This is a genomic window from Amaricoccus solimangrovi (genome assembly GCF_006385685.1).
Classification (GTDB): Bacteria; Pseudomonadota; Alphaproteobacteria; order Rhodobacterales; family Rhodobacteraceae; genus Amaricoccus; species Amaricoccus solimangrovi.
In genome coordinates, this window is record NZ_VFRP01000008.1 from 147,502 (window position 1) to 161,802 (window position 14,301).

Here is a 14,301-nt window from a genome sequence, read left to right on the forward strand (position 1 = left end):
ACTAGCGCGCCAGGTAGAGGACGGGATAGAGAAAGACCCAGACCACGTCGATGAGGTGCCAGTAGAGCCCGGTGATCTCCACCGGGATCGCCCGCGCGCTCTCCGCGCGGCGCAGCCGCCAGGCGAGCCCCGTGACGACGCAGATCCCGATCGTCAGATGGACGGCGTGCAGCCCGGTCGAGACGAGGTAGAGATGCATGAAGAGCCGCTGGACCGGCTCGGAGAGCGCGCCGTCGCCGCCGGTGACCGGCAGCAGACCCTCGCGGAATTCGAGCGTGTACTCGGTCGCCTTCAGCGCGAGGAAGCCGAGGCCGAAGGCCGCCGTCGCGCCGAGCCAGCGCGCCGCGGCGCGGCCCGCGCCTTCCCGGGCCGCGTGGACGGCGAGCGCGGCGAAGAGGCTCGAGGTCAGCAGGATCACGGTGTTCCAGGCACCGATCCAGAGATGGAGTTCGCGCGAATGGGCGACGTATTCGGCCGGGTGCTGGAGGCGCGTCAGCGCCATCGCGGCGAAGAGCCCGCCGAAGAGCATGATCTCGGTGCCGAGGAAGAGATACATCCCCATCATGTCGGCGGCGTGGCGCTGGCGGCGGTCCGTGTAGGGGGAGACGGATTCGGTCATGCGTCGTGCCTCTCGATCTCGTAGTCGTAGGGCGGCCGGGTCACCTCCGGGATCTCGGCGAAATTGTGCTCCGGCGGTGGCGAGGCGACGGTCCATTCGAGCCCGGTCGCCCCCCAGGGGTTCGGCCCCGCCGGCGCGCCGTTCCTGAGCGACCAGAGCAGATAGACGAAGGGCAGCAGATAGGCCGCGCCGAGCACGCCCGCGCCGCTGGAGGAGAGCACGTTCAGCACCTGGAACTCGGGCGGATAGACATGGTAGCGCCGCGGCATTCCCATGTAGCCGAGCAGGAACTGCGGGAAGAAGGTCAGGTTGAAGCCGATGAAGATCAGGAGCGCCGCGACCCGTCCCCAGGCGAGCGGATAGAGCCGGCCGGTGATCTTCGGCCACCAGAAATGCAGCGCGCCGAAGAAGGCGGAGACCGTGCCGCCGACCATGATGTAATGGAAATGGGCGACGACGAAATAGGTGTCGTGGACATGGACGTCGACCGCGAGCATCGTGAGCACGAGCCCGGTGAGGCCGCCGACGACGAAGAGGCCGATGAAGCCCATCGCGAAGAGGAAGGGCGGGTCGAGGGCGATATGGCCTTTCCAGAGCGTCGCGGTCCAGTTGTAGACCTTGATCCCCGAGGGGACCGCGACGACGAGGCTGAGGAAGGAGAAGATCGCGCTCGCATAGACCGACTGGCCGGAGACGAACATGTGGTGCCCCCAGACCAGGAAGCCGATCACGGCGATGGCGATCGAGGATCCGGCGACGAATTCGTAGCCGAAGACCGGCTTGCGCGCCGAGGCGGCGACCAGTTCGGAGATCACCCCGAGCGCGGGCAGCACCATGATGTAGACGGCCGGGTGGCTGTAGAACCAGAACAGATGCTGGAAGAGCAGCGGATCGCCCCCGAGCGCCGGGTTGAACACGCCGAGGCCGAAGAGGCGCTCCGCCGCGATGAGCGCGAGCGTGATCGCGAGGACCGGCGTCGCGAGCACCAGGATGATCGACGTCGCGTAATGCGACCAGATGAAGAGCGGCAGCCGCCCCCAGGTCATCCCGGGGCAGCGCAGCTTGTGGATCGTGACGATGAAGTTGAGCCCGGTCAGGATCGACGAGAAGCCGGTGACGAAGACCGCCGTCGCGACCAGCACGACCGAGCCGTTCGCATACATCGACGAGAGCGGCGTGTAGAAGGTCCAGCCGGTATCGACGCCGCCGAGCACCAGTGTGGCGAGCGCGAAGAGCCCGCCCGCCATGTAGATGTACCAGGAGAGCAGGTTGAGCCGCGGGAAGGCGACGTCGCGCGCGCCGATCATCAGCGGGATCAGGAAATTGCCGAATGTGTTTGGGATCGACGGGATCAGGAAGAACCAGACCATGATGATGCCGTGGAGCGAGAAGGCGCGGTTGTAGCCCTCGTTCGTCATCAGGTCGGGCGCCGGGGTCATGAGGTCGGCGCGCACCAGCGCCGCCGCGAGCCCGCCGACGAAGAAGAAGAAGGTGATGGAGAGCAGGTAGAGGATCGCGATCCGCTTGTGGTCGGTCGTGAGCAGCCAGGAGCGCAGCGAGGTGCCGGAGCGGAAGTAGCTCACGCGCTCCTCCTCGGTTTCGGCGGGAGGCTCGGCGGTGGTGCTCATGGGCGATCCTCGGGTCTGGCGTCCGCCAGCGACTGGATGTAGGCGACCAGCCTCAGCACGTCTTCCTCGCCGAGCTGGTTCGCGAAGGTCGGCATGATCGGCGGATAGCCGGCGGCGATCTGGCTCCGGGGCAGCAGGATGCTGTCGCGGATGTACTGCGCGTCCGCCGTGACCACCTCGCCCCCCTCGAGCGGGACGGGACGGCCGTAGAGCCCTTCGAGCGGTGGCGCGTGGACGGTGGCGGAGGGGCCGTGGCAGCCCGAGCAGCCGTGGCTCCGGAAGAGCGCCGCGCCCGCCTCGGCCAGCGTCGCATCGGTGTCCGCCGTCCGGAGCCACGCCGCGTAGTCGTCCGGCGTCATCGTGACGAAGCTTCCGCCCATCACCGAATGATCGACCCCGCAGAACTCGGCGCAGGCGAGATGCCAGGTGCCGGGGCGGTCGGCGGTGAAGGAGAGGGTGGTGTAGCGGCCGGGCACCACGTCCTGCTTGATGCGCAGCGCCGGGATGAAGAGCGAATGGATCACGTCCTGGCTCGCCATCCGGAGCGTGACGGGGGTGCCGACCGGCACGTGCAGCGTGTTGATCTCGCGCTGCCCGCCCGGATGCTGGAATTTCCACATCCACTGTTTCGCCACCACGTCGATCTCGAGCGCGTCGGCGGGGGTCCGGTGCAGGTCGACGAAGAGCCAGGTCGCCCAGACATAGAAGCCGAGCAGCAGGATGAACGGGATCAGCGCCCAGGAAGTCTCCAGTCCGACGCTGTTGTCGACCGGATGCCGGCGGTCCGCCACCCGTCCCCGGCGGTACTTGACCGCGAAGACCGCCATCAGGATGAAGACCGGCGCCGAGAGCGCGACGATGAGCACGGTGAAGCCGCCGAGCAGCAGGTCCACGTGATCGGCGTAGGCGGAGGCGTCGACGGGCCAGAGCCAGCTCATGGCCGCCTCCGCCGTTCCCGCCAGAGCGCGAGCCCGATCAGCAGCGCGCCCCCGCCCGCCGTCGCCACGCCCCCCGCGCGCAGGAGCGTGGTGACGATCGAGCCGTATTCCCCGGTCTTCGGGTCGTAGTGATAACAGAGGAGCAGGATCTGATCGCCCCAGCTTCCGAGCTTCCCCTGGCCCGCGTCCGTGAGTGCGAGCCTCAGGTCCGCCGGCTCCGGCGCGATGCCGCGCAGCCAGGCGGCGAGGCGGCCGTCCGGGGTCAGGACCGCCGCCGCGGAGATATGCGCGTATTCGCCGATATCGGGATCCCAGGCGTAGCGGTAGCCGAGCGCCTCGGTCACCGCGGCGATGTCGGGCGCGGCCCCGGTCAGCCCCGTGATCGGCCCGAGTCCGGGAAAGGCGCCCCGCAGCCGGTCGAGCGACGCGGCGGCGGTCTCCGGCGTTTCCTTCGGATCGATCCCGAAGGCGACCAGCGCGAAGTCCCGCCCGGGCCGGTAGGACTGACCCCCGATCGCCTGGGCGAGCCCGGCGAGCGAGACGTCGCAGATGTTCGGGCAGTCGTGCAGCACCGGCGCCAGCACGATCGGCCGCCCGTCCGCGAGTTCCGCCAGCGTCACGCGCCGTCCGCTCTCGTCGCGGAACGGCCGGTCGAGCGGGATCGTGGCGCCCGGCCGGGCGTCGATCGTCGCATCGCGGAGCGCGTCGAAGGCGGCCGCCGGCGGGGCGGCGAGCGCGAGCAGGAGAGCGAGCAGCCGGATCATCTTTTCTCCTCCGGATCCTGCCAGCCGCGCGCGGCGGTGAGCGCCATCGCGCGGTCGATCGGGATGTGGGCGAGCCCCTCGGCGCGGTCGGCCCAGCCATAGCCCGCCAGCCGGGCGCGGCCGCGCTCCTCGACCGCGACCCGCTCGGCGCGCGGATCGGAGAGCAGCGGCGGACCCTCCCGCGACGGCGGCGGCAGCCGGTCCGGCGGCGGGGCGGTGGCGATCGCCTGCAGCAGCGCGGCGACGCCGAAGCCCGTCAGCGTGATCAGCACGAAGATCCCGGCGAGCCCGAGCAGGATGCCGCGCGGCGGCAGGTCGCGGGTCTCATGCGCGGGCATGTTCATGGCATCGCCTCCCGGCTTCGTCTCCGGGCCGCCGCGGCATGGCCGAGCAGGCCGAGGCCGAGCCCGGCGGCGAGCGCGGTCAGCGGCGCCGCCGCGCCCGCCGGCGCCTCGGGGAGCACGAGCCAGCCGGTTTCGAGCGCCGAGCCCGCGAGCGCCAGCGCCGCGCAGACGGCGAGCACCCGGCGGTTCGCGCGCGCGGGCCGGAACAGGAGCGCCGCCGCCGGCGCGACGTGGAGCAGCGCGATCACCGGGAAGAGCGGCGCCCACGGCCCGGTCGTCCGGCGCAGGTACCAGGCCGCGCCCGCGGGCAGGTTGGTGGACCAGGCGATGAGATAGGGCATGAAGGCGCAATAGCCCCAGAAGAGCAGCGCGACGAGCAGCAGCGCCCCGAAGGGATCGGGCGATCCCCGGCGCATGGCGAGCCGGGCGAGCAGGAGGACCGAGAGCGCGCTCAGCGTCTGGATCGCGAGGAGATAGAGGCCGAAGGCCGAGGAATGGAAGGCGGGGTCGAGCGACATGAGCCAGTCGAAGGCGACGAAGGTGTGGAACGGCACGAAGAGGATCAGCCCCGCCGCCGCCAGCCCGTCCCCGGGCAGGAAGGCGAGGCCCGAGCCGAGCGCGAGGAAGAGCGCGGCGCGGATGAGCCAGCCGGCCTCCGACAGCCAGAGGCCCCGGAACGCCGTCTCGGCCGGCGCGCCGACCCAGGGGTAGAGCGTCGCGAGGCCGAGAGCGACGGGCACCCCGGCGAGGGCCACGAAGGGCAGGAGCCGCGCGAGCCATGTGGCGCCCGGGCCGACGGCGGCGCGCCACGGGCCCGGGGTGACGCGGGCGAGCAGCGCGAGGAACAGCGCGCCGACCGGCACCCCGGCCCAGAAGGCGGCGGCGGCGAGCCAGCCGAAGAGCGCGCCGGGCGCGAGCAGGATCGCGCCGAGCGCGGCGGCGGTGACGAGCAGGCCGGCCGCGGCGATCATCGCCCCGCCTCCGCCAGCTTCGCACGGTCCGCCTCGGGCAGGTCGGCGGCGGGCGTCCCGAGGCTGGTCTGGAGCGCGCGGACATAGGCCGCGATGGCCCAGCGGTCGGCGGGGGCGACGCGGTCGGCATAGGAATACATGACCCCGTGGCCGTGCGTGATCACGTCGACGATGGTGGCCGCCGGGGCCGCGCGGAGCCGGGGCTCCGCGAAGGAGGGCGGGGGCGGGAAGCCCCGCGACGGCACCACGCCGTCGCCGTCGCCCGCGATCCCGTGGCAGGGCACGCAGGCGATGGCGTAACGCTCCCGGCCCCGGTCGAGCAGCGCGGGCGTGAGCGGGGGGCGCGTCGCGAGCGTCGCGGCCCGCGCGGGATAGCCCCGCGCCACCGCGCCCTCGGGCGGCGGCTGGACGGAGGCGCCATTGGGGAAGAGCGGCGCCGGCTCGTAGGCGTCGTAGCGCGGCTGGTCCGCCATCTCGCAGGCGGCGAGCGCAAGCAGCAGGAGCGTCGCCCGCCTCATCGTGGCACCTCCGCGGCGCGGCGCGGATCGAGTTCGGGGAGCCCTTCGCGCTCGCCCTCGGGGATCAGCAGGAAGAACCGGTCGGGCTCGGCGAGGCTCATGCGCGGATCGTCGAAGACCGGGTGACGCAGCTTCGGCAGCCGGTTCAGCGCGAGCATCCCCCCGAGCGCGAAGAGCATCGCGGTGAAGATCGCGATCAGCGCGGTGACGAGCGCGAATCCCTGCCAGGCGACGGGCGGCCGGCCGCCGACGTCGATCGGATAGAGCAGGTTGGTCGCGACCTGCCCGCCGAAGCCGAGCACGGCGCCGAGCACGCCCCCCGCGAGGGCGAGCTTCGGTACGTGCGCCTCGGCGAAGCCGGTCAGCTCCGCGAGCCCTTCGAGCGGGTAGGGAGTGATTGCCTCGAACCGCCGCTCCGCCTCGCGCAGGCGTCGCGCCGCAGCCATCAGCCGGTCAGGGTCGTCGTATTCGAGCAGCAGGTCAGCCATGGCCCGCCTCGCGTTTCTCGTGCCGCGCCTCGCGCAGTTCGAAGACCGACATGACCGGCAGGAAGCGGACGAAGAGCAGGAAGGGCGCGAGAAAGACGCCGATCATCCCGGCGAAGAGCGCCCATTCCCAGAAGCTCGCGTGGTAGATCCCCCAGGAGGAGACGAGCCAGTCGCGGTAGAGCCCGGTGACGAGCAGCATGTAGCGTTCGAGCCACATGCCGATGGTGACCGAGAGCCCGATGAGCGCGAGCGGGACGGGACTGACCCTTACGCGGCGGAACCAGAGCAGTTGCAGCGGCAGGAAGTTGAGCGCGACCGCGCCCCAGTAGCTCCAGGCATAGGCGCCGGTCCAGCGGTCGTGCAGCGTGGCGATCTCGCGCGCGTCGCCGGACCAGAGCGCGGTGAAGGCGTCGGCGGCGTAGCCGTAGCCGGTCATGAAGCCGGTGGCGAGCAGGAGCTGGCCGATCAGGTTCAGGTGGGAGCGCGTGACGAGCGCGCCGAGCCCGAGCGCGTGGCGCAGCGTGACCGCGATGATCGCGACGACGGCGAAGCCCGAGAAGATCGCGCCGCAGAAGAAATAGGCCGGGAAGATGCCCGAGGCCCAGCCCGGCACCGGCCCCGCGGCGAAAAGGAGCGCGTAGGAGGCGGTGACGCCGAAGACGAGCGGCACGGCGAGCGCCGCGACGAGGCGGTAGGCCTGCCGCCAGCGCGCCCAGTGCCGCGCCTCGCCGCGCCAGCCGAGGGCGGCGAGGCCGAAGGCGACCTGCGCGAAACGCGACCGGCTCCGGTCCCGCATCGCGGCGAAATCGGGGATCGCGCCGAGGTACCAGAACAGGATCGAGCCGATGAGGTAGATCAGCACCGCGAAGAAGTCCCAGGCGAGCGGGCTCTTGAACTGCGGCCAGACCGTCATTGTGTTCGGGTAGGGCGCCATCCAGTAGAAGAGCCAGGGCCGTCCGAGGTGCAGCACCGGGAAGAGCCCGGCGCAGATCACCGAGAAGAGCGTCATCGCCTCGGCGAAGCGGTTCAGCGCGTTCCGTCGCGTCGTCCCGGTCAGCAGCAGCAGCGCCGAGATCAGCGTGCCGGCATGGCCGATCCCGAGGAACCAGACGTAGTTGACGATCGCGAGGCCCCAGTTGACCGGGATGTTGTTGCCCCAGACCCCGACGCCGAAGACGAGAAGCACGCCGACCGAGACGAGAAAGAGGAGGAGCAGCGCGAGCGAGACGCCGAAGCAGATCCACCAGGCGCGGGGCGCCGGAAAGTCGCCGGGGATGCGCGTGATCCGGTCGATCGGGTCGAGGGCGGCGTCGGTCATGCGCTCTCCTCCGGATCGGGCCGGACGCGGGCGAGATAGGTCGTGCTCGGCCGGGTGTTGGCCTCGGGGATCAGCGGATAGTCGCGGCCCGATGCCTTGGCGCGGCTGACCGCCGTCTCCGGATCGCTCATGTCGCCGAAGGTGATCGCCTCGGTCGGGCAGGCGGCCTGACAGGCGGTGACCACCTCGCCGTCGCGGATCGGGCGGTCCTCCTTCTTCGCGGCGATCCGGGCGGCGCTGATGCGCTGGACGCAATAGGTGCATTTCTCCATCACGCCCCGCGCGCGCACGGTGACCTCGGGGTTGCGCATCGCGCGGATTTCGGGCGGATCGTCGCCGGTGAGGTCGAACCAGTTGAAGCGCCGCACCTTGTAGGGACAGAAGGAGGAGCAGGTGCGCGTGCCTATGCAGCGGTTGTAGACCTGAAGGTTCAGCCCCTCGGCGTCGTGCACCGTGGCATTGACCGGGCAGCCCATCTCGCAGGGCGCCTGCGCGCAATGCATGCAGGGCACCGGCTGGAAATAGGTCGCGGGATCGGCCGGCTCGCCCGCGTGATAGCGGTCCACTCGGAGCCAGTGCATCTCGCGCCCCTGGGCGACGAGATCCTTGCCCACCACGGGAATGTTGTTCTCCGCGACGCAGGCGACGAGGCAGGCGTTGCAGCCGATACAGGCGTCGAGGTCGATCGACATGCCCCAGCCGGGAGACGGTTTCGGCGGATCATAGAAGCTCGCGCGCGCCGGTTCCGGGGGCAGGGGGGCGCCGCGGTCGGTCAGGCGCACGAAGTCGTGGCCCTCCATCGCCTGATGCGCCTGGGTCGTCGCCACGGTGACGCGCGCGCCGGTCTTCTCGATTCCGTCGAGCGCGAAGACCCGCGCCCCGTCCGGCGGCAGCAGCGCGAAGGCGTCCGCCCCCACTTCCGCCGCGACCTGCCCCCCCACGCGGCGGCCGTGGCCGAGCGTCACCGCGACGGTCCCGCGCGCCTGCCCCGGCGCGATCCAGGCCGGCCCCGTCATCCTCCGGTCTCCCGCCGTGAGGCGCAGCTCGTCGCCGGTCGCGATGCCCTTCTCCTCGGCCAGCGCCGGGGAGATGGCGATGACGCCGCCCCAGGTGACCTTGTCGAGCGGCGCGGGCGTCTCCTGGAGCCAGCCGTTGTTGGCGAAACGCCCGTCCCAGACCGAGGGATGCGGTCGCGCGACGAGGGTGAGCGCCGCCGCCGGGCGATCCGGCATCAAGGGCGGATCGAGGGGGACCGGGCGCAGTTCGGGGACGGCGGTCCCCGCGACGAAGCCCCGCGTCAGCGCCTCGGTCCAGCGCGTCTCGAACGCCGCGCCCCAGGGCTCGCGCCAGGTCGCCCGCGTCGCCGCGCGCGCGTCGGTCTCCGTCTCGCCCAGAAGCCGTGCCAGCATCTCCGCCGGGGCGCGTCCGCCGCCGAGCGGGCGCACGAGCGGCTGGATGATCGAGACGGTGCCGTCGCGGCTCCGCGCATCGCCCCAGCTTTCGAGCGGATGGGTGAGCGGCGCGTGCCATTGGCATTCGACCGCCGTCTCGTCGCGATGCGTGCCGAGATGGATCCGGAGCGGGACCCGCTCGAAGGCCGCGCGGAACGGATCGGCCCCCGGCGTGGTGAAGAGCGGATTGGCATCGAGCACGAGCAGCGTCGTGATCTCCCCCGCCTCCGCCGCTTCCGTCAGCGCCGCGAGACTTTCGCCGGACGGCGCCACTGGCTCGGTGACCCGTAGCGTCGCGCCGAGCCCGCCGAGCCGCGCCGTCAGGATCATCGCCAGCGCCTGGACCTCCGCGGGCGCCTCGGGGCCCGCGGTGACGAGGCCCCGGCCGGGCCGGGCGGCCAGCGCCGCCGCCGCCGCCCGCGCCCAGGCCGCCTCGGCCTCGGAAAGACCGTCCTCGGCGCCCGCGCCGTTGAGCGCCGCGGCGAGGCCCCGGGCGAGCGCGGGCAGCCGGTCCGGCTCCGCGACGAGCCGGCGCTCCGCGAAGGCGCCGGTCTGGGTCGGCGCCGCCTCGGCGGCGAAGAGCCGCGCCGCGCCGGCGCCCGCGCGCCAGGCGCGGCGGCGCTCGGCCCAGCCGCGCGCGGTCACGGCCTGTTCCGGCCCGGGGCCGAGCAGGTCGTGGCCGAGGCTCACCACCACCTCCGCCCGCGCGAGATCGACCCGCGTCGCGAGCGGCCGGCCGAAGGCGCGCGCCGCCGCCTCGCGCCGGGGGGCGTCGCCGAGCGGCTCGTGCGTGAACCGCCGCGCCCGGGGCCAGCGCGCCGCGAGCGCCGCGAACTGGCGCAGCAGCGTGGGCGAGGTCACCTCGCCCGAGAGCAGCGCGAAACCCGCGCCGCCCTCCGCGTCCAGCCGCCGCCTCAGATCGGCGAGCATGGTGTCGAAGGCGGCCCAGTCGGCCGGCCGGTCCTGGCGCCGCGGCGTGCGCGAGCGGTCGGGGTCGTAAAGGTCGAGCAGCGCCGCCTGCAGGAAGACATCGGTCGCGCCGCGCCATTCGGGATGGTCGGGATTGCCTTCGAGCTTCACCGGCCGCCCGGAATAGGTCCGGCCGATCAGCGGCATCGCATAGCCCGCCATCAGCGCGGCGCTGGCGTAGAAGCGGGGCTCGCCCACCACTTCGCCCTCGGGCACGGTGACATAGGGCATCGCGGTCTCGTCCGGCCCCCAGTCGCAGCCCGAAAGCCCGGCGAGCGCGAGCGAGGCGCCCATGAGCCGGAGCACGTCGCGCCGCTCGACCGGCGGGAGCGCCGCCAGCGCGGGAAATTCGCGCGCGGCGCGGGCCTCGGAGGGATCGGCGTCGAGCGCGCGCCAGAGCGGGGGGCGGGGCGCGCTCATCGGTGGCACACGCCGCAGTCGTCGAGCCGGGACGGCTCGATGTGATGGGCCTCCATCGCGCGGCGGCCGTAATCGGCGGCGCGTTCCGCCGTCCAGTCGGACCAGTCCATCCGCGTGACCTGATCCGGAGGCCGCAGATGGGGCGCGGGATCGCGGTGGCAGTCGAGGCAGAAGGCCATGGTGAAGGGCTCGCCCCGCTTCATGAGTGGCATCTCGTCGACCCGGCCATGGCATTCGACGCAGGGCACGCCGCGCGAGACATGGATCGAATGGTCGAAATAGGCGTAGTCGGGCAACCGCGCGACGCGGTTCCAGCGCAGCGGCTCGCCCTTGGCGAGGCTTTCGCGCACGGGCGCCAGCATCGGCGCTCCGGTCCAGATCTGGGAATGGCAGGTCATGCAGACCTCCGTCGCCGGAAGGCCGGCATTGGGGGCGGATTCGACGCCCGCGTGGCAGTAGCGGCAGTCGATGCCAAGTTCTCCCGCGTGGTGCAGGTGGCTGAAGGGCACCGGCTGGTCCACCACCCAGTCGACCGAGGTCACATAGGCGGACTGCACCAGGCCCGCGCCCAGGAGGATCGCGGCGGTCACGGCGACGATCCCGAGACCGACGCCGACTCTCGGCCAGGTATCGGCCGAGGGCGTGAAGATCTGTGGCAAGGCATGTCCCCGTGGCTTGCGGGGAGGCAACGCGGCCGCGACGCGGAGAGTTCCGCGGAAATCTCGCAGAACGCGCGTGACGGGTTTACTTGTATGGAAGTATCCCGTATGGAGCAATCAGGGAGGAACATCTTGGATCGCATCGTCATCGCCACGGCGCCGAGCGTCACCAGCCAGGTCTATGACTGGATGCGCGAACGTGTGCTGCGCGGCGAGCTCGCGCCCGGCGCGCGGCTGAGCGAGACCGAGATCGCCGGCGCGATCGGCGTCAGCCGCCAGCCGGTGCGCGAGGCCTTCATCCGGCTCGCGAGCGACGGGCTCGCGGAGGTCCGGCCGCAGCGCGGCACCTATATCGGCAAGATCTCGGTCGCCGCCGTTCTCTCCGCCCGCCTGATCCGGGAGGCGGTGGAGAGCGATCTCGCGCGGATGGTCGCGGCCGACCCGCCGGTGGAGATGCTCGCGCGGATGGCCGAGGAGATCGCGCTCCAGGAGCGCGCCGACGCCGAGGGCGCGGTCGAGGCCTTCATCGATTCCGACGACCGCTTTCATCGCCTGCTCGCCACCGGGGCGAGGCAGGAGGCGGTCTGGCACGATCTCGAGAAGCTGAAGTCGCAGATGAACCGGCTTCGGCACATGTCGATGCGCGCCTTCGACCGCGCCGGAACCATCGGCCAGCACCGCGACATCCTCGAGGCGCTGCGCCGGCGCTCTCCCGACGCGGCCGAGCGCGCGGTGCGCGCGCATCTGCGCCAGATGCTCGACGAACTGCCGCGCATCGCCGCGCGCCATCCCGATTTCTTCACCGACTGACATTCAGGAGACCCCGATGCGACATACATGGCGCTGGTTCGGTCCGAAGGACCCCGTGTCGACCGACGACATGCTGCAGGCCGGCGTCCGGGGCGTCGTGACCGCGCTGCACCACGTCCCGACCGGCGCGGTCTGGACGCCCGACGAGATCGCGAAACGCCAGCGCGAGGTCGCGACGACGCGCGGCGGCGCGCCCTCCGGCCTCGCCTGGGAAGTGGTCGAGAGCCTGCCGGTCAGCGAGGCGATCAAGACCCAGACCGGCGACTGGCGCGCCCATGTCGGGAACTGGATCGCCTCCGCGCGCAACCTGCGCGCCGCGGGGATCGAGGTGATCTGCTACAACTTCATGCCGGTCCTCGACTGGACGCGCACCGATCTCGGCTGGCGCCGGCCCAATGGCGCGCGCTGCATGCGCTTCGATCTCGCCGATTTCGCCGCCTTCGACATCCACATCCTCGAACGCCCCGGCGCGGCGGAGGATTTCCCCGAGGAGATCCGCGAGGAGGCGGCCCGCCGCTTCGCGGAGATGGACGCGGGCCGGCGCGAGCAACTCGCGGGCAACGTCGTCTTCGGCCTGCCGGGCGCGGCCGAGCGGCTCGGCATGGCCGACGTCCGGGCGCTGCTCGAAAGCTACGCGCCGGTGACCGATGCCCGGCTCCGGGCGCATTTCCACGATTTCCTCGAACAGGTGGCGCCGGTCGCGCGCGAACTCGGCCTCCGGCTCTGCTGCCATCCCGACGACCCGCCGTTCCCGCTGCTCGGCCTGCCCCGGATCATGTCGACCGAGAAGGACTATGCCGAGCGGCTGGCCGCGGTCGATCTTCCGGAGAACGGGATCACGCTCTGCTCGGGCTCGCTCGGGGCGCGGCCCGACAACGATCTGCCCGGGATGATGCGCCGCCTCGGCGATCGGGTGCATTTCCTGCACCTGCGCAACGTCCGGCGGGATACCGAGACCGTTCCGGCGAGCTTCTTCGAGGACGAGCATCTCGGCGGGCAGACCGACATGGTCGCCCTCGTCGAGGCCGTACTGGCGGAGGAGGCGCGGCGGCGCGCGGCGGGGCGCGCGGACGCGGAGATCCCGATGCGGCCCGATCATGGCCAGGAGATCCTCGACGACATCGGCCGGGGCGGCCAGCCCGGCTATCCGGCGATCGGCCGTCTGAAGGGCCTCGCGGAACTTCGCGGCGTCGAGGCGGCGCTCGCGCGGCGCTTCGCGGAGGCGGGCGCGTGAGCGCGCCGCTGGTGCTCTCGATCGGCGAGGCGATGGTCGAGCTCTCGGCCGCCGGGACCGGCGACCTCTGGCGCCTCGGCATCGCCGGCGACACGCTCAACACCGCCTGGTATCTGCGCCGGATGCTGGGCGCGGACTGGCGCGTCGGCTATCTCAGCCGGGTGGGGCAGGGCGAATTCTCGCGCCGGATGCTCGATTTCCTGACCGCCGAGGGGATCGGGACCGAGCATGTCGGCCGCGACCCGGAGCGCGAGATCGGCCTCTACGCGATCTCGCTCCGGGACGGGGAGCGGAGCTTCTCCTACTGGCGCGACACCTCGGCCGCGAAACGGCTGGCGGACGATCCCGGGGCGCTCGGGCGCGCGCTTCACGACTGCCGCGTCGCCTATTTCTCCGGGATCACCGTCGCGATCCTGTCCGGGGAGGGACGCGCGCGGCTCGCGGAGGCGCTGGTCGCGGCGCGGGCGCGGGGAACGCGGATCGTCTTCGACCCGAACCTGCGGCCCCGGCTCTGGTCCTCGCCCGGGGCGATGCGGGCGGGGATCGAGGCGGCGGCGGCGGCGGCCGATCTGGTGCTGCCGAGTTTCGACGACGAGGCGACCCATTTCGGCGACGCCGACGCCGGGGCGACGATCCGCCGCTATCTCGACCTCGGGGCGGGCCAGGTCGTCGTGAAGAACGGCGGTGGCCCGATGCGGTTCGGCGGCGCCGAAGGCTGGGGCGCGCTCGACGATCCGCGCCCGGAGCGGCCGGTCGACACCACGGCGGCCGGCGACAGTTTCAATGCCGGCTACCTCGCCGCGGCGCTGGCGGGCGCGGATTGCGCGGCGGCGATCCGCGCGGGCCACGCGCTCAGCCGGCAGGTGATCCGGCACCCCGGCGCGCTGGTTCCGGCGGCGGTGGAGGCGGCGCGTTCCGAGGGTTGAACGGGCGAATATGCATTTGCATATCGCCCGGCGCCGCCTGAATATGCAAATGCATATTCGCGCCACGGCCTCCCTCGGCTCAGGCGCGGGCGGGGCCGGGGAAGACGCGGCCGTCGAAGAGCTTTCGGGCGGTGCGAATTGTGCCGGCGCCCCGGAGCGCGCCGTCCGGGGCGATGTCGAGCAGCACCTCGGCCGCGCCGGTCGGGTGCTCGATCAGGTAGCGCCCGTCCGCCGGGATCCGTGC

Annotated in this window: 14 protein-coding genes; 3 read left to right on the plus strand and 11 right to left on the minus strand. The window is 72.2% G+C overall.

All coding sequences use genetic code 11. The features are described 5' to 3' along the window. Window position 1: 1 nt before the first annotated feature. From FJM51_RS10470 to FJM51_RS10520, 11 genes are read right to left on the minus strand one after another with little or no spacing between them, the layout of a single operon-like run. Window positions 2-619, minus strand: a complete 618-nt coding sequence (locus tag FJM51_RS10470) for a cytochrome c oxidase subunit 3 (protein ID WP_140454079.1) — start codon at window positions 617-619, stop codon at window positions 2-4. Further along, the gene (ctaD, locus tag FJM51_RS10475; RefSeq protein ID WP_140454080.1) at window positions 616-2,247 is read right to left on the minus strand and encodes a cytochrome c oxidase subunit I; all 1,632 of its coding nucleotides are present in this window, start codon (window positions 2,245-2,247) and stop codon (window positions 616-618) included. The genes FJM51_RS10470 and ctaD overlap by 4 nt, the downstream gene beginning before the upstream one ends. After that, a complete protein-coding gene (gene coxB / locus FJM51_RS10480) occupies window positions 2,244-3,185 on the minus strand; it encodes a cytochrome c oxidase subunit II (RefSeq protein ID WP_140454081.1) in 942 nt (313 codons plus the stop codon). Before coxB ends, ctaD begins: the two co-directional genes overlap by 4 nt. Beyond that, window positions 3,182-3,949 (minus strand): SCO family protein, encoded by a 768-nt coding sequence (locus FJM51_RS10485; protein ID WP_140454082.1) that lies wholly within the window; start codon window positions 3,947-3,949, stop codon window positions 3,182-3,184. Before FJM51_RS10485 ends, coxB begins: the two co-directional genes overlap by 4 nt. Next, complete coding sequence (locus FJM51_RS10490; protein WP_140454083.1) at window positions 3,946-4,293, minus strand: hypothetical protein; 348 nt, start codon at window positions 4,291-4,293, stop codon at window positions 3,946-3,948. Before FJM51_RS10490 ends, FJM51_RS10485 begins: the two co-directional genes overlap by 4 nt. Next, window positions 4,290-5,264, minus strand: a complete 975-nt coding sequence (locus tag FJM51_RS10495) for a hypothetical protein (RefSeq protein WP_140454084.1) — start codon at window positions 5,262-5,264, stop codon at window positions 4,290-4,292. Before FJM51_RS10495 ends, FJM51_RS10490 begins: the two co-directional genes overlap by 4 nt. Then, on the minus strand, window positions 5,261-5,782 hold the full coding sequence (locus FJM51_RS10500; RefSeq protein WP_140454085.1) for a c-type cytochrome: 522 nt from the start codon (window positions 5,780-5,782) through the stop codon (window positions 5,261-5,263). Before FJM51_RS10500 ends, FJM51_RS10495 begins: the two co-directional genes overlap by 4 nt. Continuing rightward, window positions 5,779-6,270 (minus strand): DUF3341 domain-containing protein, encoded by a 492-nt coding sequence (locus tag FJM51_RS10505; protein ID WP_140454086.1) that lies wholly within the window; start codon window positions 6,268-6,270, stop codon window positions 5,779-5,781. The genes FJM51_RS10500 and FJM51_RS10505 overlap by 4 nt, the downstream gene beginning before the upstream one ends. Further along, window positions 6,263-7,588, minus strand: a complete 1,326-nt coding sequence (gene nrfD, locus FJM51_RS10510; protein ID WP_140454087.1) for an NrfD/PsrC family molybdoenzyme membrane anchor subunit — start codon at window positions 7,586-7,588, stop codon at window positions 6,263-6,265. Before nrfD ends, FJM51_RS10505 begins: the two co-directional genes overlap by 8 nt. Continuing rightward, the gene (locus tag FJM51_RS10515; protein ID WP_140454088.1) at window positions 7,585-10,428 is read right to left on the minus strand and encodes a 4Fe-4S dicluster domain-containing protein; all 2,844 of its coding nucleotides are present in this window, start codon (window positions 10,426-10,428) and stop codon (window positions 7,585-7,587) included. The genes nrfD and FJM51_RS10515 overlap by 4 nt, the downstream gene beginning before the upstream one ends. Further along, on the minus strand, window positions 10,425-11,087 hold the full coding sequence (locus FJM51_RS10520) for a cytochrome c3 family protein (RefSeq protein WP_140454089.1): 663 nt from the start codon (window positions 11,085-11,087) through the stop codon (window positions 10,425-10,427). Before FJM51_RS10520 ends, FJM51_RS10515 begins: the two co-directional genes overlap by 4 nt. A 132-nt stretch (window positions 11,088-11,219) precedes the next feature. On the opposite strand from FJM51_RS10520, the gene FJM51_RS10525 reads away from it, so the two are divergent. The 3 genes from FJM51_RS10525 to FJM51_RS10535 are packed head-to-tail and all read left to right on the plus strand — an operon-like array spanning window position 11,220 to window position 14,057. Then, window positions 11,220-11,897 (plus strand): GntR family transcriptional regulator, encoded by a 678-nt coding sequence (locus FJM51_RS10525; protein WP_233713070.1) that lies wholly within the window; start codon window positions 11,220-11,222, stop codon window positions 11,895-11,897. A gap of 16 nt (window positions 11,898-11,913) precedes the next feature. Further along, on the plus strand, window positions 11,914-13,131 hold the full coding sequence (gene uxuA, locus FJM51_RS10530; protein WP_140454091.1) for a mannonate dehydratase: 1,218 nt from the start codon (window positions 11,914-11,916) through the stop codon (window positions 13,129-13,131). Then, a complete protein-coding gene (locus tag FJM51_RS10535) occupies window positions 13,128-14,057 on the plus strand; it encodes a sugar kinase (RefSeq protein WP_140454092.1) in 930 nt (309 codons plus the stop codon). Before uxuA ends, FJM51_RS10535 begins: the two co-directional genes overlap by 4 nt. Window positions 14,058-14,301: the final 244 nt, after the last annotated feature.